The organism is Sphaerisporangium sp. NPDC088356, assembly GCF_040685555.1.
In the GTDB taxonomy this organism is placed as follows: Bacteria; Actinomycetota; Actinomycetes; order Streptosporangiales; family Streptosporangiaceae; genus Sphaerisporangium.
Genome location: NZ_JBFBIK010000022.1, coordinates 57869 through 77567, shown reverse-complemented (window position 1 = coordinate 77567; position 19699 = coordinate 57869). Strand labels below are relative to the sequence as shown.

General features: G+C 67.7%; 20 protein-coding genes and 1 tRNA gene. 8 read left to right on the top strand and 13 right to left on the bottom strand.

The window, feature by feature from the left end; genetic code table 11:
- Nucleotides 1-67: 67 nt before the first annotated feature.
- The gene (locus AB0O34_RS11620) at nucleotides 68-469 is read right to left on the bottom strand and encodes a hypothetical protein (RefSeq protein WP_363915266.1); all 402 of its coding nucleotides are present in this window, start codon (nucleotides 467-469) and stop codon (nucleotides 68-70) included.
- A gap of 105 nt (nucleotides 470-574) precedes the next feature.
- The gene (locus AB0O34_RS11615; protein ID WP_363915264.1) at nucleotides 575-1369 is read right to left on the bottom strand and encodes an SDR family oxidoreductase; all 795 of its coding nucleotides are present in this window, start codon (nucleotides 1367-1369) and stop codon (nucleotides 575-577) included.
- A 148-nt stretch (nucleotides 1370-1517) separates the two neighbouring features.
- Between AB0O34_RS11615 and AB0O34_RS11610 the strand changes: the two genes are divergently transcribed.
- Both AB0O34_RS11610 and AB0O34_RS11605 read left to right on the top strand, forming a co-directional pair.
- On the top strand, nucleotides 1518-2027 hold the full coding sequence (locus AB0O34_RS11610; protein WP_363915262.1) for a MaoC family dehydratase: 510 nt from the start codon (nucleotides 1518-1520) through the stop codon (nucleotides 2025-2027).
- Nucleotides 2028-2044: 17 nt separating this feature from the next.
- Entirely contained in the window at nucleotides 2045-3211 is a 1167-nt protein-coding gene (locus AB0O34_RS11605; protein ID WP_363915260.1) for an acyl-CoA dehydrogenase family protein, read from the top strand.
- Here AB0O34_RS11605 and AB0O34_RS11600 read toward each other — a convergent pair.
- The 6 genes from AB0O34_RS11600 to AB0O34_RS11575 all read right to left on the bottom strand — a co-directional run bounded on the left by AB0O34_RS11600 (nucleotide 3200) and on the right by AB0O34_RS11575 (nucleotide 11068).
- Nucleotides 3200-5122, bottom strand: a complete 1923-nt coding sequence (locus AB0O34_RS11600) for a helix-turn-helix domain-containing protein (protein ID WP_363915258.1) — start codon at nucleotides 5120-5122, stop codon at nucleotides 3200-3202. The genes AB0O34_RS11605 and AB0O34_RS11600 overlap by 12 nt on opposite strands.
- A gap of 72 nt (nucleotides 5123-5194) precedes the next feature.
- On the bottom strand, nucleotides 5195-6253 hold the full coding sequence (locus AB0O34_RS11595) for an SDR family oxidoreductase (protein WP_363915256.1): 1059 nt from the start codon (nucleotides 6251-6253) through the stop codon (nucleotides 5195-5197).
- Nucleotides 6254-6256: 3 nt separating this feature from the next.
- Nucleotides 6257-7255, bottom strand: a complete 999-nt coding sequence (locus tag AB0O34_RS11590) for a zinc-binding dehydrogenase (protein ID WP_363915254.1) — start codon at nucleotides 7253-7255, stop codon at nucleotides 6257-6259.
- Nucleotides 7252-8421 (bottom strand): ribose ABC transporter permease, encoded by a 1170-nt coding sequence (locus tag AB0O34_RS11585; protein ID WP_363915252.1) that lies wholly within the window; start codon nucleotides 8419-8421, stop codon nucleotides 7252-7254. Before AB0O34_RS11585 ends, AB0O34_RS11590 begins: the two co-directional genes overlap by 4 nt.
- A 26-nt stretch (nucleotides 8422-8447) precedes the next feature.
- Nucleotides 8448-9893 (bottom strand): sugar ABC transporter ATP-binding protein, encoded by a 1446-nt coding sequence (locus tag AB0O34_RS11580; RefSeq protein WP_363915250.1) that lies wholly within the window; start codon nucleotides 9891-9893, stop codon nucleotides 8448-8450.
- Nucleotides 9894-9979: 86 nt separating this feature from the next.
- Nucleotides 9980-11068 (bottom strand): sugar ABC transporter substrate-binding protein, encoded by a 1089-nt coding sequence (locus AB0O34_RS11575; RefSeq protein ID WP_363915248.1) that lies wholly within the window; start codon nucleotides 11066-11068, stop codon nucleotides 9980-9982.
- A 483-nt stretch (nucleotides 11069-11551) separates the two neighbouring features.
- On the opposite strand from AB0O34_RS11575, the gene AB0O34_RS11570 reads away from it, so the two are divergent.
- Complete coding sequence (locus AB0O34_RS11570; protein WP_363915246.1) at nucleotides 11552-12010, top strand: hypothetical protein; 459 nt, start codon at nucleotides 11552-11554, stop codon at nucleotides 12008-12010.
- A 190-nt stretch (nucleotides 12011-12200) separates the two neighbouring features.
- On the opposite strand, the gene AB0O34_RS11565 is transcribed toward AB0O34_RS11570, so the two are convergent.
- Both AB0O34_RS11565 and AB0O34_RS11560 read right to left on the bottom strand, forming a co-directional pair.
- Entirely contained in the window at nucleotides 12201-12614 is a 414-nt protein-coding gene (locus AB0O34_RS11565) for a winged helix-turn-helix domain-containing protein (protein ID WP_363915244.1), read from the bottom strand.
- 162 nt (nucleotides 12615-12776) lie between these two features.
- Nucleotides 12777-13532, bottom strand: coding sequence for a GntR family transcriptional regulator (locus tag AB0O34_RS11560; protein ID WP_363915242.1), 756 nt, complete (start codon nucleotides 13530-13532; stop codon nucleotides 12777-12779).
- 188 nt (nucleotides 13533-13720) lie between these two features.
- Here AB0O34_RS11560 and AB0O34_RS11555 point away from each other — a divergent pair, with 188 nt between their 5' ends.
- The 4 genes from AB0O34_RS11555 to AB0O34_RS11540 all read left to right on the top strand — a co-directional run bounded on the left by AB0O34_RS11555 (nucleotide 13721) and on the right by AB0O34_RS11540 (nucleotide 15636).
- On the top strand, nucleotides 13721-14041 hold the full coding sequence (locus AB0O34_RS11555; protein WP_363915240.1) for a hypothetical protein: 321 nt from the start codon (nucleotides 13721-13723) through the stop codon (nucleotides 14039-14041).
- Complete coding sequence (locus tag AB0O34_RS11550; protein WP_363915238.1) at nucleotides 14038-14433, top strand: ATP-binding protein; 396 nt, start codon at nucleotides 14038-14040, stop codon at nucleotides 14431-14433. The genes AB0O34_RS11555 and AB0O34_RS11550 overlap by 4 nt, the downstream gene beginning before the upstream one ends.
- Entirely contained in the window at nucleotides 14430-14684 is a 255-nt protein-coding gene (locus tag AB0O34_RS11545) for a hypothetical protein (protein ID WP_363915236.1), read from the top strand. The genes AB0O34_RS11550 and AB0O34_RS11545 overlap by 4 nt, the downstream gene beginning before the upstream one ends.
- A 559-nt stretch (nucleotides 14685-15243) precedes the next feature.
- The gene (locus AB0O34_RS11540) at nucleotides 15244-15636 is read left to right on the top strand and encodes a tyrosine-type recombinase/integrase (RefSeq protein WP_363915234.1); all 393 of its coding nucleotides are present in this window, start codon (nucleotides 15244-15246) and stop codon (nucleotides 15634-15636) included.
- Nucleotides 15637-15642: 6 nt separating this feature from the next.
- Here the strand turns inward: AB0O34_RS11540 and AB0O34_RS11535 are convergent.
- The 3 genes from AB0O34_RS11535 to cysS form a co-directional block, all read right to left on the bottom strand.
- Nucleotides 15643-15715: transfer RNA gene (locus AB0O34_RS11535), tRNA-Thr, on the bottom strand.
- 82 nt (nucleotides 15716-15797) lie between these two features.
- A complete protein-coding gene (gene rlmB / locus AB0O34_RS11530) occupies nucleotides 15798-16772 on the bottom strand; it encodes a 23S rRNA (guanosine(2251)-2'-O)-methyltransferase RlmB (protein ID WP_363915232.1) in 975 nt (324 codons plus the stop codon).
- A gap of 21 nt (nucleotides 16773-16793) precedes the next feature.
- Nucleotides 16794-18191, bottom strand: a complete 1398-nt coding sequence (cysS, locus tag AB0O34_RS11525) for a cysteine--tRNA ligase (RefSeq protein ID WP_363915230.1) — start codon at nucleotides 18189-18191, stop codon at nucleotides 16794-16796.
- A gap of 486 nt (nucleotides 18192-18677) precedes the next feature.
- On the opposite strand from cysS, the gene AB0O34_RS11520 reads away from it, so the two are divergent.
- Nucleotides 18678-19699: DUF2637 domain-containing protein (locus AB0O34_RS11520; protein ID WP_363915228.1), on the top strand; the 1022-nt coding region annotated here is incomplete at its 3' end.

The following is a 19699-nucleotide window of genomic DNA, read 5'->3' as shown; positions in this document are numbered from 1 at the left end:
CAGGAGCCGGCGAACCGGCTCCTGCGCGGCGTGGCCGTACGCCATTGGCGTCGCCGGCCCGTCCGTCTCAGGCGTCATGGACATGCGGCCGGGTCGAAATGTCGTCGTCGTCCAGGAGTTCGACGGTGATGTACCGGATCGGTGCGTCACCGATGTTCTCCAGGTCGTGCACCAGGGTCTCACCATTCCGAAAGGTGAAGTACTTGACCTGGTTGCGGTCGTGGACGACCTCGGTGATGGTGCCGTCGGAGACTCGCTGGACGACCGGGCCAGGGTCGGCGGCCACCCAGAAGTAGTCGATGGAGTGGATGTGGAAAGGTGCCCGCTGACCGGGGACCAGCGCGAGTTCCCACACCCGCACCCGCTCGTTTTCGAACAAGAGGGTGGTGCCTACCACCCTGTTTTCCGGCGCCTTCGCGAGCTCGTCGGCGAACTCTGTGACGTCGAATGTCGTACTGGCCTGGGGCATGATGGCCTCCCTGCTCGGCGATGTTGATGCCATACGGGTCGGTGACCGGGGTGACCCGGAGGGATCGCGCACCCGGTACCGCGGTTGTCACGGGGTCCGGGCAGCTCAGATGCTGATCATCGTGCCGCCGTTGACCCAGTAGTCCGATCCGGTGACCTGGCGGGAGACGTCGCTGGCGAGGAAGAGCACGGCATGCGCCACGTCCTCAGGCAGGCCGATGCGCTGGATCGGCATGCGCCGCACCTCGCGGACGAACTTGTCGATCGCGTCGTCGCGGTCCTTGGCCTCCAGGAACTCCACCAGGTAGTCGGCGAACCCGCCGGGGCGGTCCCAGATCGGGGTACGGGTCGGGCCGGGGGACACCGAGTTGACCCGGATCTTGCTCGGCCCGAACTCGATGGACAGCGTCTTGGTCAGGTTGAGCACAGCCGCCTTCGAGACGCTGTAGTCCGCGAAGAAGACGTCGGGCTGGCGGCCCTCGTCGGAGGCGATGGAGACGATGGATCCACCGCCGTTGCTCTTCATCACCGGGATGGCGCTGCGGCAGGCCCGCACCATGCTCATGAAGTTCACGTCCATGACGTGCCGCCAGTCCTCGTCGGACACGTCGAGAAAGCTGTCCCGCGCCGGCGCGATCGCGACGTTGTTGACGAGAATGTCGAGACGACCGAAGGTGTCCACGGCGGCGTCCACCGCGGCGGCCGGGCCGGTCGACTCGGAAAGGTCCACCTTGAACGGGAGTATCTGGTCCTCACCGCCGAGCGCGGACAGTTGGCTGGGGTCGAGGTCGGCGCCCACGACCTTGGCACCCTCCTGGACGAGCATGCGTGCGATCGCGTGCCCGATCCCTCCGCCCGACCCCGTGACAAGGGCGACCTTGCCCGTCAAGCCGTAGTCCATCTGGAGCCTCCTTCTGAAGCTTTTGTGGCTCGCTGAACGTAACCGCCGCCGTGGAACCCATGCTTCGTCCGCAGCCACAGCATTGCGGCGCAAGTGTTGGGTCTTGGCATCAAAGGCAACCGCGGCTACGTCGCTACCGTGTTTGCACATGGACAAAGACGCGGAACGGCACCCGCGACCAGGTTGGGAAGGCCGCTACTTCGAGGATTTTTCGGTCGGCGATGTCTATCGGCACCCCCTCGGGCGCACGATTACGCAGACCGACAACATCTGGTTCACGCTGCTCACCCAGAACACCGCTCGGCTGCACTTCGACCATGTCTACGCCGCCCAGACGCAGTTCGCCCGGCCCCTTGTCAACTCGGTGGTCACGCTAGCCCTGGTCACCGGCCAGAGTGTGCTGGACGTCTCGTTCAACGTCATGGCGAACCTCGGTTGGGACCGGGTCCGGCTGCCCCGTCCGGTCTTCGAGGGAGACACCATCTTCTCCGAGTCCGAGGTGCTGGCGGCTCGGACCAGCGCGAGCAGGCCCGAGGTGGGCGTCGTCACCGTGCTGACCCGGGGCTTCAACCAGGACCGGGACGTTGTCATCACCTTCGAGCGCACTCTGCTCGTGTACCGCAGGGGACACGGCCCGACTACACCGGTGCTCGACTAACTCAAGGAAGGCGCGCAGTGTTTCTCAGCGACGACGAAGAAGAGATTGTCAAGACAGTTGCCACCTTTGTGGACCGCGAGGTCCGCCCGGTGGTACGCGAACTGGAGCACGCCAACGAATACCCGGGCGAACTCATCGAGCAAATGAAGGCGATGGGCATTTTCGGGATGGGCATTCCCGAGCCCTACGGCGAATTCTCCGTGTCCACCGCGTGCTATGCCCGGGTCACCGAGGAATTGGCTCGGGGCTGGATGTCGCTCGCCGGCGCCTTCGGCGGCCACTCCGTGGTTTCCAAGCTGATCGTCCGGTACGGCACCGAGCAGCAGAAGCGCCGTTACCTTCCGGGCATGGCAACCGGCTCCATCCGCGCCACTATGGCGCTGACCGAACCGGACGGCGGGTCCGACCTGGCGAACATGCGCACCGCGGCCAGCCTGACCGATACCGGCTGGCGGCTCAATGGTGCCAAGACCTGGATCACCAACGCCCGGCGCTCGGACGTGGTCGCGGTGCTGTGCCGGACCGACCCGGCGGCCACGCCCGCGACCGACGGCATGTCCATCCTGCTCGTGGAGAAGGGCCCCGGCTTCACCGTCTGCCGGGACCTGCCGAAGCTGGGCTACAAGGGAGTCGAGAGCTGCGAGCTGACCTTCGAGGACGTCGCGGTGCCCGCGGACGCGCTGCTGGGCGAGGTGCCGGGGCAAGGATTCCGGCAGATGATGGCCGGCCTGGAGATCGGCCGGGTGCAGGTCGCGGCGCGCGCGGTCGGCGTGGCGAAGGCCGCGTTCGACGACGCGCTGCGCTACTCCCAGGAGCGGGAGAGCTTCGGCTCGCCGATCTGGCAGCACCAGTCGGTGGGCAACTATCTCGCCGACATGGCCACCCGGATCACCGCCGCCCGGCTGCTCGTCTCGAACGCCGCGGGCCGAATCGACCAGGCGCTGCGCTCCGATCTGGAGGCCGGGATGGCGAAGCTGTTCGCCTCGGAGACCGCCCTGTCGGTCGCGGTGGACGCGATGCGGATACACGGCGGGTACGGTTACTCGACCGAGTTCGACGTGGAACGGTACTTCCGGGACGCACCCCTGATGATCGTCGGTGAGGGCACCAACGAGATCCAGCGCCTGGTGATCACCCGCCAACTCATCCAGCGCCACGGGATCGGCCAAGGGTCATCCCGGTAGGGCGCCGACGCCCTCCTCGGCCAGATCATCGACCATCACGGCGAGTTGCAGGCGGAGCAGTTCCCTGGGCTGCTTGAGGTCGACCTCGGTCACCTTCTCGATGGCTCGCAGCCGGTACAGCACGGTGTTGGGGTGTAGGTACATTGCGGTCGCGGTCTGCTGCACATGGCAGTCCGAGCGCAGGTACTCCTTGAGGGTCTCCAGGAGCGCACCATCCCGGCGCTGGTCCTGCTTCTTCAACGCGCCGAGCGCGTCGTCGCGCAGCTGCAGCAGGTCGGAGGTACGGGACGCGGACAGCAGGACCGAGTAGATCCCGAGGCTCTCCGCGTCGATCACCCGGACTCCGGGGCCGGGCGGATCCGGTAGGCGGCGCGAGCGCCCCCGCCGGGCCACGGTGAGGGCACCGCGCGCGGCCTGGTACACCCTCGCGTAGGAGTCGGCCTCACGGCAGGTCTGCGACACCGCGGCGACCACATCACCGCCGCGCACCGATCGGGACAGTTCTCCGGCCAGCTCCTTGATCACCCGTATCCGGGCGGCCCGATCACCATCCGGATCCGCGTCAAGCAGCACGGCGACGTAGTCCTCCCGCCACGCGAGCAGGCCACTGAGGTCACGCCGGCGAAGCGAGCGCTCCACCGCGGCCAGCGCGGACCGGCGCAGCGCCTCCCCGCCGTCGGCGGTCACCGGGCTGCCGGAGGACCACACCGAGAGCAGCACGATGTCGTGCGGCTCGGACAGGTCGTGGCCAAGGTGCAGCCCACGGGCGAGCAGGTCGGCGGAGGCCTTGCCGTCGGCCCGGATGAGTTCGTCGAACAGGTCGCCGGAGAGACGCCACTCGATCTCCCGTGCGGACCGCTCCTGCCAGAGCTCGACGGTGGCGACGAGTGCTGCACGTTCCAGCAGCCGCCGTTGCAACTCGGACGGCGCCGAGTCGGTGCCGGAGGCCCACAGCCGGCCGACGATCTCGTCGCCGAGCGCGATGGGCGCCACCCATGCCCTGGGCCTGCCGGCCTCCGGCCTGTCGATGTGCACCACCGTGCGCTCGGCCTCGAGCCGGGCCAGCGCTTCCCGTGCCTGCGGCCCCTGCGTCCAGACCTCGATGCCGGTCGCGTCGGGCGGTGCGGCGGCCAGCCGCTCACCCGCGGCGTCCTCGATCACGACGTCCATTCCCATGACCGTCCGCAACGCCCCGGCGACGCTGCCCAGGTCGCCGTTTTGCAGCACCACCCGCATCAACCCGCGGTGCAGGTCGTCGACCTGGTCGATGACCTGCTGCTGCTGCTCCAGCGAGGCGTTGGCCTCCAGCAGCCGCGCCATGGCGTGCCGCTCGCGATCGTGCAGGCGGGCCATGGCCAGTGCCAGCCCGCTGTGCTCGGCGAGCAGCTGGCAGAGCATGAGAGTCTGCGGGGTGGTCACCGCCGGCTCGCTGGAGTAGACCGCGAGCACCCCGATTGGCTCGCCATCCGCGAGCATCGGCACGGCGATCAGGCTCCGGTACCCCTCCTGTTCGGCCAGCGACTGCCAGGGGCTGTAGGACTCGTCGTCCAGCGCGTCGTCGACGGCGATTATCTCGTGCGTCCGGTACGCACGACTGGACGGGCTGTTGAAGTACGGGCTGCCCTCCTCCAGCGAGATGTTGGCGTTGGTGTTGACCCGCTCGATGTAGTCGCCGCTGAGCCCCGCGTGCCCGACGATCAGCAGACAGGTGCCGGACGGGTCGGCCATCTGAACAGCGCAGGCTGTGCTGCGGGTCAAGGACGCGGCGGTCTCCGCCACGAGCGTGAACAGTGGTGCCAGCGGCATGCCCTCACTGACCGCGCGGGCAATTTCGATCATCGACCGCATCCACTCCACGAGCTGGCCTGATTCCTGCCGGCCGGCGTCCACCTGCTCGATGTAGGACCGCATCACGCTCCGTAGATTCTTCGTCGATGACGGCACCGCGGTGCCAGACGGGGCACCGGGCACCGGTTGGCCCTGTCAGGGAGCCGGAATGATCCGGAGGTCGATCATGCGCTGCACGACGTCACGCACCATTTCGCGCGAGTCGATGCAGTCGTGGAAGCCCGTCTTGCGGAGCTTGATCGTGCTCCGGAGGTTGTCCCACGTCTGGTTGAAGATGTTGTCCCCAGCCTGCCAGAACACTAGATCAGAAAGCCCATTTCTGGCCAGACCGTATTTATCGACCATTTGGTCCCAAAGGTCATCCTTGTCGGCCATCATCTCGACCAGACTCATGGTGTGCGTCCCGGCGTACTCCATCTTCAGCAGCGACGCGACGTACGGGAACATCTGCCCCCAGCGGAAGGAATCGCCGTTGGTGACGTTGAACGCCTCGTTGTGGCAGGCCTCGGTCGTCGAGGTGTGAACGGCGGCGCGGGCGAGCAGGCGCGCGTCGGTCATCTCGTACAGGGCGTCGCGGCACTCGGGCGCGCCGGGGAAACGAAGCGGTATTCCCAGCTCCTTGGCGATCGAAGCATAGATGACCAGGACCATCAGGAAGTTCTGCGGTGTCCCGACCGCCACCCCGCCGACGCCTTCCGGCCGCAGCGCCGACCACGTCCAGCGCGCACCGTCTCGCTGCCGCCGGCGGAGGTAGTCCTCCTGGTCGTAGTAGAAGATCGGTGGCATCACCCGCGGATCGTCCTCGTAAGCCGGCGTCTTGAACGGCCCGATGTGACAGCCGTACCACTTGCCGCCCTCGAACAGACAGACGTGCTCGAGCCGGTCCGAGGCGGCTTCGACCGCCTCGATCCCGTTGGCCAGCATGGCGAGATTGACCTCGCACTCCTCGGCCTTGGTCGAGGTCCAGGCGAACCCGCTGTAGAAGACGTGCGTCACATCCGGGTGTGCGGCGAGCGCCGACACGGCGGCCTCCCTGTCGAGGAGGTCCACACTCACTCCGGTGTATCGGGGGTGTTCCAGGACCGGCTTGCGGCGGGCCACCCCGACCACCTCCCAGCCCTGCTCCAACAGTTCCGCGCGCACGTAGGTACCGATGAGGCCCTCCGCGCCGAGGATCACCGCCTTGCGTGTCATGTGTCAGTCTCCCAACGTCGGCATAAGGTGGATCTTGAGGTTGTCCCCGTCCTCGGTCGCGGTGAAGGCATCGCCGGCCTGGTCGAACGGGAACTGCTTCGACACGAGGCTTCGCAGGTCGATGCCGGCCCTGGCGATGAAGCGCAGCGCGGCGGGCCACACCTCGGGGGAACCGGTCACCCCGAGAATCCGCAGGTTCTTGGCTTGGACCAGGTTCAGCGGCGCGGGGATGGACGCGGTAGCGGTAATGCCGATCATCACCACCCGGCCACGGAAGCCCGCGACACCGACCGCGAGGGCGAGGCCGGTCGGCGCACCGGACGCCTCCACCACGAGGGTGGGTCCGGCGACTCCGGTGTGCTCGCGGAACCACGCCTCGGCATCGGTCAGATCAGCCGGATCGACCGCGATGTCGGCGCCCAGTCGCAGGGCGAGCTCACGGCGGCGCTGGTTCGGCTCGATCGTGACCACCTGAGCGCCGTTGGCGCGGCAGATCGACGCCGCGCACTGGCCGATCATCCCGCCCCCGATGACAGCGACCACATCGCCGGGATCGCAACCGCCGATCTCGCGGATCGCGCGGAAGGCGATGGTGAACGGTTCGACCATCGCACCCATCGTGTCGTCGATCTCGTCGGGCAGCTTGTGCAGGACCTTCGCCGGCGCGGTGAACACGTCGGAGCCGGCACCGTTGACGTTGCAGCCAAACCAGTCGTGCGGGGTGATGAGGCACTCACCGACCACCCGGTCTCCCGGCGCGAGCAGGGCCTTCCTGCCGGCCTCGACGACGACTCCACTCCACTCGTGACCGGGCACCACGGGATATTCCACGTCGATGACGTGGTCGAGGTGCCCGTCACGAAGCTCGATATCCGACCGGCAGATGCCGATGACCCGCGACGCGACCAAGACGTCCTCGGGTCCGAGCGGAGGAATGTCGATGGTCCCGACGCTGACCTGCTGAGGCCTCTCGCCGATCAGGATGGCACGCGACTGCGTCATTGCTCTCCTTCCCGTCCGCTCACCACTGGGGCGGACGCGGGGTCCGGTGCGGGAATTGTGGGGTGGCCCACCGCGACCGGTACCGGTTGCGAGGGGGGTGGCGCGGCGGGGGTGGACTGTTCGCTCAGTGTGGAGGCCCGGCTGCGGGCACGGCTCGCGACCCGGATCGCCGCGATGTTGAACGCGATGGCCAGGAGCAGGAACGCCCCCCGGGCGAACGGCTTCAGGTAGATGCTGATGTCGAGCTGGTCGAGGCCGTTGTTGAGCACGCCGTACAGCAGCAGCCCGATCACTGTGTGTTTCATGCTGCCGATCCCGCCGAACAGCGAGGTCCCGCCGAGGACGACTGCGGCGATCGCCGGCAGCAGGAGGTCGTCGCCGGAGGATGCTTGCGCCGAGCCGAGCCGGCCGACGGCGACGAGGCCAGCGAGTCCGGAGAGAGCACTCGCGATGACGAACACGGTAATCGTGATCCGCCGGACCGCTATGCCGGACAGTTCGGCGGCCTTGGGATTGGCCCCGACCATGTAGACGTAGCGGCCGAACCGGGTCCAGGTGAGCACGAAATGCCCGATCAGCAGGGTCACCGCGGCGACCAGGACGATCACCGGGAGCGGACCGAGGAACGAGTTGCCGAGCGTGCTGCTGATCGGAGCGATCTTGTAGATGTTCTTGCCGCCCGACCAATAGAAGGCAAGGCCCTGAGCCATTTCCAGCACGCCGAGCGTGACGATGAAGCTCGGGATCCCGTATCGCGCCGTGAGCTGCCCGCTGAGCAGGCCCATCACCACACTGACCACGAGGGCCAGGAGGATGGCGAGCCACTGCTGACCTGGCGCCTGGATCGCGCCCACGATCGGCAGGGTCAGCGGCTGCCCGGAGAACAGTGCCGCGGACACGATGCCGGAGAGGATCGCGACGCTGGCGACCGACAAATCGATCTGGCCGAGCAGCAGGACGAAGGTCAGCCCCGCCGCCATGATGGCGAGTACCGAGACCTGGGACAGGACATTGGTGATGTTCCCTGAGGACAGGAACGTGCTGGGCGCCAGGGTTCCGAACAGCGCCACCAGCAGGATCAGCGCCACGAGCGGCCCGAGAAAGGTCGCGTTCCGCTCGATGACCTCCCGAAACCGATATCCGTTGCGCGGACTACGACTGGTCATGTTGACTCCACTTGATCGGTTTGCGGTCAGTGGCCGGCCTTGAGGATGTCGTGCTTCGACACCTCGACCCCGCTGAATTCCGCGACGATCCGGCCCCGGCGGGCCACCAGAACTCGCTGGGCGAAGGTGAGAGTGGTCTCCGGCTCACTGGAGACCACCAGCACGCCCGTACCTTGCTCGGCCACCTGCGCGACGATGCGCGCCACGTCGCTCTTCGCGCCGACGTCCATGCCCCGGGTCGGCTCGACGAGGACCAGGACCTTGGGTGGGAACTCCAGCCATCGCGCGAAGAGCACCTTCTGCTGGTTGCCGCCGGACAGCGCACCGACCGCCTTGTGGCGGGTGACGCCCCGGATCCCCAGCTTCTCGGTCCACCGGTCCAGGTGTGCTCGCTCCGGGCCGGCGCGCAGAATGAAGCCAGCGAGCCGATGCAGGTGAGCAAGCGTGGCGTTCCAGGCGATCGGCTGGTCCAGTGCCAGAGCGTCACGGCGGTCGGCGGGGATGAAGCCGATCCCGGCGGCCTTGGCCCGCGTGGTCGACCCCGGCCGCAGCGGCACGCCGTCGACGAGCACCTCGCCGCCTGTCGGCATTCCCGCGGCGCCGAAGATCAGTTCGGCGGCCTCGGTATGTCCTGACGCCAGATCCCCGTACAGGCCGACGATCTCGCCACGCCGCACCGACAGCGACATCTGCTGAACGGTGGGTGGCAGTTGGAGCAGCCGGCACTCGAGGACCACCGGCTGCGTGGACGGCGGCAGCATCTGGACGGACATCCCCTCGTACGTGGACTGCAGGACCTCCGAAGCGTCCCCAACGACCAGTTCGACGAGTTCGTGCTTGGTGATGTCCGCGGTGGCCACGAACGCGACCCGCCGGCCGTTACGCAGGACCGTGATCCGGTCGGCGTGGCTCATCACGTCCTCCAGGAAGTGCGTGACGAGCACGAAGGCGACGCCGTCCTTCGCGAGGTCGTGCACAAACGAGAAGAGCAGCTCCACCTCCTCCGGGCTGAGCGACGACGTGGGCTCGTCCAGTACGATCACCCGGGCGCCGGAGAACAACGCCCGGGAGATCTCGATGAGCTGCTGGTGGCCGATCGGCAGCTGATCGAGCCGGGCCCGCGGGTCCAGGTCCAGCCCCACCCGGCGCAGCAGTGTGCTCGCCTCGCGGAACAGCCGGCTCCACGACACCAGGGGACCGCCCTGGCCGCCCACACCGAGCAGGTTCTCCGCGACGGACAACGCCGGGAACAGCGACAGCTCCTGGTGGACGACGGCGACGCCGGCCTCCCGAGCCTGGGCCGGGGACAGCAGCGCGCTCACGCGACCGTCGACCAGGATGTCGCCGTCGTCCACGACCTCCACCCCGGTCAGGCATTTGACCAGCGTGCTCTTGCCGGCCCCGTTCTCCCCGACGATGGCGTGCACCTCGCCTGCGCACAGGTCGAAGTCCACTTCGGTCAGCGCATGCACGCCGCCGTAGACCTTACTGATGGACCGGGCCTCGAGAACGGGTACAGCTCGGTCGGCACCCGCCGCGCGGTCTGCGACGCCGGCCGTCATGACAGAAGGATGGCGTCGTCTTGCAGGAACACCAGGCTCTCGGCGTTCTCCTTGGTGACCACCGGCCCATCGACGACGATCTTCTGCGGCACGGTGCTGACCGCGCCCATCTTCTTCGCCATGCCGATCACCAGCGGGTACATGTGGATCCGGCACGACGAGTGCCGTGCGGTCGCCAGGAACCGGCCGTCACCCACCGCCTTCACCGCCTCGGGCATCGCGTCGGCCCCTCCGATGAGCGTCTTGCCGTCCCGGCCCGCGCTCTTGAGCGCCTGAAGGCCGGCGAACGCCATGTCGTCGTTGTGGAAGTACCCCACGGTGATCTCCGGGTACTTGTTGATGTAGGACTCCCACAGGGACTGGGCGCGGTTGACGTCCCAGTTGCCGAAGTCGGTGGCGAGCAATTTCATACCTGGGTAGTTCTTCAGCGCGTCCTGGAAGCCGCGGTGCCGTTCCTGCGCGCCGGTGAAGGCGGCCGGCCCCTGCGTCTCGATTACGGTGCCCTGTCCCTTGGCGGCCTCGAACAGCGCGGTCGCGACTCGGAATCCCATGTCGTACGAGCTCTGCTCGACGAAAGTGAGCGCGCCGATGGTCTCGCCCGGCGGCGCCACCTGGTTGACCATGGGGATCACGACGGTACCGCTACTGATCAGCTTCTGGACCGGCTGCACGATCGTGCCGGTTTCATTAGCGATGATCGCTGCGATGTCGTACTTGGCCTGTACGGCGTTGTCGAGCTTGTCGCGCTGAACTTTCGAGTTCAGCTCCCCGTCGACCCAGTCCAGCTTTATGCCGTAGAGCTGTGCCCACTTTTCCAGCGTCTTCTTGCCTTCGGCGTACCAGGTGGCCGCAAGGCCGCCGTTGGTGCCGAGCAACCTCAGGTTCTTGCCGTCGGCGGCCAGCGAACCGGACACCGCCTTGGCGTCCTCACCGCTGCTACACGCGGCCAACACGCTGCTGACCAGCGGCGCGGCCAGCACGCCGAGGCCGACTCGCTTGACGATGTCGCGCCGTGAGGTGCCCTTACGCTCGTAGTGGTTCCGAGCTTCGTTGGCCTCATTGGTCAGGTCTTCGTGAGTGCCCACAGTCGTCCTCTCCGGTGAACAGAAGCATTGCCGGGACGCCCTGTCGCCAGCTCCGGGTGAGTCGGCGCCTCGCTCCTCGTTGCTGAGATGATTCGCGTGACCTGGGCCACAGCGCACTGTTCGGGGCCACAAACTGGGCCGCTGACATATGTTGGAAACGCCAAGCACGCAAAAGGGGCCAAAAGCGACGGGTCGCCGCAGGGCCGGCCTCACGACTGCCGGGGGCAGAACACCGGCCGGGGCCTGGACCACTTCGAGGGCCGTTCGCGGATCGGCCCGCACCGGCACGTAAAAAGCACTACTGGTCACCCAAGCGCTGACGAGCCTTCGCTGGTGTGCGGCGGTGTTGCTGCACTTCCGTGCCGTACGGTGTCCCGCTTGACCTGGTGTCCTGAGGCTCGTGGCATGAGGGACTGTCGTGAGAGGCGGGGACGAAGTAGTCTTCTGTGCCTCAGGTAGGGCGAGAACAGGATCTTTCAGACAGTGACCTTGACGTTGGCCGACCTTCGTATGGATCTCGCCGATGATGGTGAGGTGGGCAAGGACAGCAGACCTCGATCGGATCGGCCGAAACGGCGGTCGTTCACGCCGGAGTACAAGCTGGCGATGGTCGAGGCCTACGACGCTGCGACAGAGCCCGGCGCAAAAGGAGATGCGCCAGTAATGCCCGGTCGATTCGACCGTGACCTTCTCGATCCCTTGGCACACCAGATGGTCACCCAGCTCGGTGACCGCGTTCATGGTGGCGTGCCCTTCCTACACCTTGGTCAGCCGCCGACCCTCTTTCTTGTCGTGCGGCACTCGGGTCACCTTCCCGAAAGCCTTGGCCACATCGATCGCGGCGACTCTACGGCGTCGACGGGCAACCCGCCCCAATTTTCACGCCTGTGTGGCGTCACAGGAAGGGACAAGGGGACTGTTGGCAAAGGCCCCCTGCGATGATCGCAAGGGGCCTTTGAGCTGGGAGCCGACGAGGGGAATCGAACCCCTGACCTACGGTTTACAAGGCGGATCCGGGCTATCTCCTGACCTGCGGCTCTGGACTATTGCCTGGTAGATGAGGGTGAGAGGGGTCAAGTGAGCGCACCTCGGCGCACCTGAGCCGAGACTGGATCACCCACCCATCACCCACTCACCCCCCAAAGCTCTCCCCGCGGATCTCTGTCCGATCCCCAGGGAGAAGCTCGCGTTCGCCTCCAGAGCGCTCGACCACGAAGATGGGAACGCCTTCCTTGACGCCGAGCTGCCTTCGCTCGGGTTCAGACGGCATGCGTGCGGTCACTACGTCGCAGTCGCCGATCTGAACGACGCTCCGCTGGCGTCCGGCCCGGACCCTGGATCCGCGGTTAGTCGTCACAATCAGTCCTTCCGCTCGGAGGACACCCATGGCGCGCCGCTCGGAGTCACGGGATATGCCGTGCATCTCAACGTAGTCGGACTCCGCGGGGAGGCGCTGGTCGGGTCCCAGCCTGCCGCGTTCTATCTGCTCGTGCACGAGGTCGACGAGCTGCTTGTAGACGGGCCGGTCGGCGTCCGGATCGATCACGAGATTGACCGTATGTGCGTAGGTGGCCAGGTCCGGATGCGCGTACGCACGAATGATCGCTACGTACGTACCTCTCCCCTGGAAACGACAAAAGCCCCCTCCCTCGGTCGGGATGCGGGGCTCCGGGTTTTTTGGTTGCTAGGGCTCCGGGTTTTTTGGTTGCTAGAGAGTGATCTGGTAATCCAAGACCGCCCGGTCTCCTGGGATCACGATGGGATCGGCCACCTCGACCACCCTTCCGGCGGCCAGCATCCGGCGGGTGATCGCGAACACCGGCACGCCAGGCCCGATGCCAAGGATCGTCGCCTCATCGGGTGTCGGCATCCTCGTGGCGACCGACTCGGTGATGTCGTCAACATGGATACCCAGCGTGCGTAGCTGGGCGATGTTACCGCCGGGCCATGGCTCATTCTGCGGATCGGCCACCGGGGTCCCCTCGACGTCCGCAGCAAGCAGGCAAGAGCGTGAGGTCTGGCTGGGAATACCCGATGCGTAGAACACGAACCGTCGTTCCAGAACGCGGGCGCCGGCGTCCACTCCGAACAGCTCGGCGAGCCGCTCGTCGGCTACTACCCAGCGGAACGCCTTATCCAGTTTGTACTGGCTCCACGTGACGCCCTGATCAACGGTGAAGCTGGTCTGAGGCACATCCTGCGGGCCAACATCGGCCTGATAACGCTGCGAGGAGATGCGTCGCACGGGCGGCCGTTCGCGGACCCATGTGCCGCCCCGGCCGCGTGTTTCTACCAGGCCGGCGTTCTTCAGGTCGTCGACGGCTTGCCGGATGACGATCTCTGACACGCCGTGCTGTTCGGCCAGGTCTGCATGGCGTGGGAGGCGGGCGCCGGGGGCGAGGGTGCCGTTGAGGATTGCATCCCGGATTTCGGCGGCGACGTGCTCGTAGGCGTGGCCGGACAAATTCGTCCTTTCCTGTCGACCGGTCGGCCAGTTCGAGTGACTGGGTTGACAGGCACCCTACCCTCTGGTCATTGTCGTATACGTTAAAGAATTGACGTAGATGCTAAGGGGCCAGTATGCGAGTCCCTCACGACCCCGCCAGCCATGCATGCCTAACGTACGCATGGCTGGACGAGCGGTACCACCTGATGTCCGATCCGCAGCCTGCCCTGGTGCTGATCAGCGACAGCGTGTCCCAGGGCACCCCAGTTCCGGCCGAACAGCCCGAGCGGGCGTTCTGGGCCGTCGTCGTGGAGCGCCTTCTCTCCCATCCCGACCGGCTCGCATCCGCGTCCTGGCCCGGTGTGGAGATCGCTCTACTCATTGATCCCCGGACCAGCATGGCGCACATCGTGGAGCACAGTGGCCTCGCCTGTAAAGCGCAGCCTGTGGCGACCAAGGAGATCGGCCTCCTGGCATGGCAAGGGCGCCTCAGAGCGCTCCTCGGCGAGAGCGGGGGCGCGGCGTGACGGTCACGCGAGAGGTTCACTGGGATCTGCCCGCGGACCCAGCGGTGGTGGCCAAAGCCCGCCACCTGGTCCGCGAGACCCTCACCTCATGGGGCATGCGCGCTCTCGCTGAGGACGTGACCGTTGTCGTGAGCGAACTCCTCACCAACGCCGTTATGCACGCCCAGCCGCCGATCACGCTGTCACTCAAGCGCGCAGGTCGGGCGTTGAGGGGCGAGGTCGCCGACCAGGGCGGCATCTGGCTGGATCACGGCGGCCAGCTCTGCCCAGCCGACGGCGAGCATGGACGCGGTCTTCACATCGTCAATGCGCTCGCCGACCGGTGGGGCGTCCATCCTGGCAAGGACGAGACCGGCAAGGTCGTCTGGTTCTCCCGCTTGATGGGGTCATGATGGGCACGGTCCAACGGCAGCTCGCTGTGCTCAACCAGGACAACCCGGCGTGGCGGGTCACCCGGCCCTTGCGGGCTGACGGCACCTCGATGGGCTGGTGGGCGTTCCGGTACGTCCCCCTGACCCCGTCCCAGCGCTGCGCAGGGCTGGTCCCGAGCATCGCCCGCGGCGACGTCGTGGCGCTGGCGATGGAGCTCGCCGCACAGGACGACATCGCGCACCGCGTTGGGTACTCGACGGGTCGGCCGTAAGCATCGGCCACGAGACGTTCGTCGTCGCCTTCGACGGCAACGCCGACCACGGGGTGCACATCCCTCGCTGGTCAGGCGCGAGCGGCATCGACCGGATCACGTGGTATCCCGCTACGAACACTGTGGAACGTGCCCGCGAGCTGCGCTGGACGTGCCGGTGCCGCCAGAAGGTGTACTACCTGATGGCGGGTGGGGGCCGGGCGTGGATCCGCCGGCGCCACCGGCCCGGTCCCAATAGCAGGGTGCGGGTTGCCGACACCGAGCACATGAGATACCCGGACGCCGAGCGGCTGTGGGAGCGCCTCCTGCTCGGGCGTACCCGATAAACGGCGCGGCGGGTCTGAGTCTGGGGTGGCGGGGCCCGCCGCGTCTTCCATGTGGGGCGGTCAGATGGAGGAGTTAAACGCGGCCACGCTCACCCCGGCGGTCGAGACCGGCAGGTTTGACCCGTTGAGCAGTCCTGCGCCGGCTAGTGAGCCGACCCTTGCGAGCGGGATGTCCCGCACGTCCGTGAGGTCGGGGACCTCGGTAATGATGTCCGCGCGGCCGGGGCGTGCCGGTGTATGACCCCGAACACCATCACCTCGCCTCGTGGCTGCCGATCTGCCGCGGGTTGACACCACACGGTCTGCGGCATGGTCACAAGACGTGGATGGCCGAGGACGGCATCCCCGAGATCCTCCAGGCCGAGCGGATGGGGCACACGGTGCCGGGCATGCGGGGCGTGTACACGCACGTGTCGCCGGGCATGCGGGCTCAGCTGTCGGACGCGCTGCAACAGCGGTGGGAGACGGCGCTCACCCAGCGAGCGGCCATGAGCTTGCATTCGCCGGTCGCGATTTTGGACAGGCTGCTGCAACCGTTCCGTGCAGGCCGCGCGAAGACGATCTCCCACTCGTCTCCCAAACGATCAAAAGACCCTCTCCCGTTGAGAACGGAAAAGGGCCTTTGAGCTGGGAGCCGACGAGGGGAATCGAACCCCTGACCTACGGTTTACAAGACCGTTGCTCTGCCGATTGAGCTACGTCGGCGTGTGGTGCCCTACGAGTTTAGTCGTATGGGGTGGGCACCGTCACCGATCATCGGTACTGGGTCGGGCGGCTTGGGGCGGGGTCAGCGGCGGCGGCGGAGGCGGGCGACCTCGTAGAGGGCGATGCCCGCGGCTATGCCGGCGTTGAGGGACTCGGCGGCGGCGTTCATGGGGATGCGTGCCACCACGTCGCAGGACTCGCGGACGAGGCGGGACAGGCCCTTGCCCTCCGAGCCGACCACGATGACGAGAGGCTCGGTGGCCAGCTCGACGTCGCCGATGTCGGTGGAACCCGCGCCGTCGAGGCCGACCACGAACAGGCCCTGCTCGCGGTATTCGCGGAGCGTGCTCGTGAGGTTGGCGGCACGGGCCACGGGGAGGTGGGCCAGGGTGCCGGCGGAGGTCTTCCAGGCTCCCGCGGTGACCCCCGCCGAGCGGCGTGACGGCACGAGGATGCCGTGGGCACCGAAGGCGGTGGCGGAGCGGGCGATGGCCCCGAGGTTGCGCGGGTCGGTGACGCTGTCGAGCGCGATGATCAGCGGCACCTCGGCCGCGTCGCGTGCCCGCTCGACGAGGTCCTCCGGATGGGCGTACTCGTACGGCGGGAGCTGGAGCGCGAGGCCCTGGTGGACCGAGCCCTCGGTCAGCCGGTCGAGCTTGTCACGGCTGACCTCGAGCAGGGCGATGCCACGGTTGGCGGCCATCTTGATCGCTTCGCGGATGCGGTCGTCGCTCTCGACGCGCTGCGCCACGTACAGAACGTTGGCGGGCACTTCGGCGCGCAGGACCTCGACCACGGGGTTACGGCCGCCGATGACCTCGGGAGCGTCGTCACGCTTGCCCCCGCGGCTCGGCCGTGCGGGCTGCTTCTCCTGGGTGCGCGGCGCCGCACCCGGGGCGCCCTGAGCGGCGCGTTTCTTGTCTTTGAACCAGTGGCGCTCGTGGGCAGGCGGGGTCGCTCCTCTTCCTTGAAGAGCGGACCGGCCCTGCCCACCGGTGCCCCGTGTGGGGCCCTTCTTCTTCGCGGGCCTACCGGACCCCTTACCCACACCAGCCATGATGCCAGCCTACCGGCGCGATCAGCGGGCCAGTTCCCATCGGGCGCCCTGGGGGGTGTCCTCGACCATCACGCCCGCCGCGGCGAGCTGGTCGCGGATCGCGTCGGCCGCGGCGTAGTCCTTACGGGCGCGGGCGGCCTGGCGCTGCTCCAGAGCCACCTTGACCAGGGTGTCCACGGTGTCACGCAGGCCGCTGTCGGCCCTTCCCTCCCGCCACTGCGGTGACCGGGGGTCGAGACCGAGCACGTCGAGCATGTTCTGGGTCTCAGCGAGAAGTCGTGCCACCTGCTCCTTGTTACCGTGGGCCAGGGCGACGTTGCCCTCGCGGACGACCTCGTGGACCACGGCGAGCGCCTGCGGCACCCCGAGGTCGTCGTCCATCGCGTCCACGAACGCCTGCGGGAGCGGCGCGGCCGCGTCGACGTCGTGGATCACCTCGGCGGCCCGGGTGACGAAGCCCTCGATGCGCTGGTAACCGGTGGCGGCCTCGGCGAGCGCCTCATCGGAGTAGTCGATCGAGGAGCGGTAGTGGGCGGCCACGAGGTAGTAGCGGAGCTCGACGGCACGGACCTTGCCGAGCATCGCCGGGACCAGCAGGGAGTTGCCGAGAGACTTGCTCATCTTCTCGGCGCCGATCTTGAGCATGCCGTTGTGCAGCCAGTAGCGGGCGAAGCCGTCACCCGCCGCCTGCGACTGGGCGACCTCGTTCTCGTGGTGCGGGAAGATCAGGTCGACACCGCCGCCGTGGATGTCGAAGGTCTCGCCGAGGTACTTGGTGGCCATGGCGGAGCACTCGAGGTGCCAGCCGGGACGGCCTGGACCCCACGGGGTCGCCCAGGTCGGCTCGCCGGGCTTGGCGCCCTTCCACAGCGCGAAGTCACGGGCGTCGCGCTTGGCCGAGTCGGTGTCGGTGTCGGCCGCCGCCCGCATGTTCTCGGGACGTTGGTTGGAGAGCCTGCCGTAACGCTCGGCGTAGGACATGACGTCGAAGTAGACGTCGCCGCCCGCGGCGTAGGCGTGGCCCTTGTCGATCAGCCGGTGGATCAGCTCGATCATCTCGGGGATGTGGCCCATCGCCCTCGGCTCGACCGTGGGCGGCAGGCAGCCGAGCATGTCGTACGCCCACGTGAACGCCCGCTGGTTGCGCTCGGCGACGACGAACCACGGCACGCCCTCTTCGGCCGCGACCCGGATGATCTTGTCGTCGAGGTCGGTCACGTTGCGGCAGAACGACACTTCGTAGTCGGACCGCGTCAGCCACCGCCGCATGACGTCGAAGTTGACGCCCGAACGGATGTGCCCGATATGCGGCGGAGCCTGGACAGTGGCGCCGCACAGGTAAATCGAGACCTGGCCCGGCTGGATGGGCACGAAGTCGCGGACCGCACGGGTGCTGGTGTCATATAGGCGCAGACTCACGAACGCAAGGCTAATACCTCGCACGCCGTGGCAGGACTGGTTGCCCGACCTCACAAGCCCGCAAAACGAATGTGAATCCCGAGGCCTTTCCGCGAGGCCGGAACGGCTGACCGCCTTCCCCCTAATCGAGCACCTTGTTCAAGATCATTTGGCTTGGTATGCCCTGCTTTGCCCCTTGCCTCAGCGATGGATTCGTGGAACGCACGGGTCTGCCGGAAATCGGGATCCCCGGGCAACCGACTCCGGACGCTCGCATGGTCACCGCAGCCCCCCGGGCCACTATGGCCTCATTGCTCACGTCGCTACCAGACTCCTGTCGCGTCGGCCGGACTTGGCCGTGGCTGACCGTTCCGGACCCGGAGTGGGCGGGCCACTGGACGGGCCCACGCGAAAGGGGCGGGTTGGGGGTTCCTTCTGAGGGGGTGCCGCGTGGCGTCGCGGTCCGCGCCGGTTACGGCAGCGCCGATTCTGTAGGCTCGAAGCGCCATGGACGTCACTCCCCCCTTGGCGGCAGGCCAGTCCTCCCGCCGGACCGCGCCTCTGCCCGTTCCCGCCCAGCCGACCGGAGCGGCCCTGTTGCTGCGCCGCGTGGGGACCGCCGTCGCGGGCCTCGCGGTCGCCGCGCTGGCCGGCGCCGCCTGCGTGCTGTCCTTCGACGCGCTGCGGTACCTCGCCGTGACGGGAGGAGCACGGCCGGACCTCGCCTATCTCTACCCGGCCGGCTTCGACGCGCTGCTCGCGATCGCGCTGATCAGCATGCTCCTGCTGCGGCCCGCCCGGCTGCTCCTGAGACTCCAGGCCGCTCTGATCCTCGCCCTGCTGATCGTGGCCGCCGCCGCGGCGAACGTCGTGATCGCCACAGGCGTCTCCATCGGCGTCCGGCAGGCCGCTGTGGCCGTCGCCGTGGTCCCCTGGGTGATGCTGGTCCTCGGGCTGTGGCTCTTCCTGCTCCCGGCGAGGCGTCTCCAGTCCGCGAGCGTCTCCGAGCACGAGGCAGCGGACTCCCGTGAGCGCGAGGCGGGCGTCCATGGCCATGCGGTACGGACGGACATCGTGCCCTTCGGGCACGAGGAACGTGACCCCGACCTGGCTCCGCCGCTCGAAACGGGCCATGCCTCCGCCCTGGAGCGAGATTTCGCACCGCATCTGGAGGCCCTGTACACGCCCGAGCCTGAGATCGCCCCGGTGGTGCCGCCGACGCCCGCTCCGGAGACCCCTCCTGTGGACGAGCTGCCGCCGCTGCCACGCCAGGAAAGGGACGGCGAGGCCGACGGGGGCGAGCGGGTGCCCACGCACCCGGTTCCGGCTCCCAGGCACCCGGCTCCGCCTCCTCCCAGGCAGGCTGATACGAGGCCAGCGAAGGCCGACGCCTCCAGTGACGAGGGCGATGCCTCAGAGCCCGGAGCCCCTGAGTGGGAGCAAACGAGCCCGGCGCTGGAGCATGCGGCTTCCGGCCCGGCGTACGCCGTCCCGCAGGTGCACGCGGAACCCGACCAGGGACCCGCTGT

Bases quoted from the DNA above. Each gene is read 5' to 3' on its own strand.
- rlmB (WP_363915232.1), bottom strand. From the start codon at position 16,772: ATGGCTGGTGTGGGTAAGGGGTCCGGTAGGCCCGCGAAGAAGAAGGGC.
- AB0O34_RS11585 (WP_363915252.1), bottom strand. From the start codon at position 8,421: ATGACCAGTCGTAGTCCGCGCAACGGATATCGGTTTCGGGAGGTCATC.
- AB0O34_RS11610 (WP_363915262.1), top strand. From the start codon at position 1,518: ATGGACAAAGACGCGGAACGGCACCCGCGACCAGGTTGGGAAGGCCGC.
- AB0O34_RS11620 (WP_363915266.1), bottom strand. From the start codon at position 469: ATGCCCCAGGCCAGTACGACATTCGACGTCACAGAGTTCGCCGACGAG.
- AB0O34_RS11545 (WP_363915236.1), top strand. From the start codon at position 14,430: ATGATGGGCACGGTCCAACGGCAGCTCGCTGTGCTCAACCAGGACAAC.
- AB0O34_RS11615 (WP_363915264.1), bottom strand. From the start codon at position 1,369: ATGGACTACGGCTTGACGGGCAAGGTCGCCCTTGTCACGGGGTCGGGC.
- AB0O34_RS11555 (WP_363915240.1), top strand. From the start codon at position 13,721: ATGTCCGATCCGCAGCCTGCCCTGGTGCTGATCAGCGACAGCGTGTCC.
- AB0O34_RS11590 (WP_363915254.1), bottom strand. From the start codon at position 7,255: ATGACGCAGTCGCGTGCCATCCTGATCGGCGAGAGGCCTCAGCAGGTC.
- AB0O34_RS11595 (WP_363915256.1), bottom strand. From the start codon at position 6,253: ATGACACGCAAGGCGGTGATCCTCGGCGCGGAGGGCCTCATCGGTACC.
- AB0O34_RS11600 (WP_363915258.1), bottom strand. From the start codon at position 5,122: ATGCGGTCCTACATCGAGCAGGTGGACGCCGGCCGGCAGGAATCAGGC.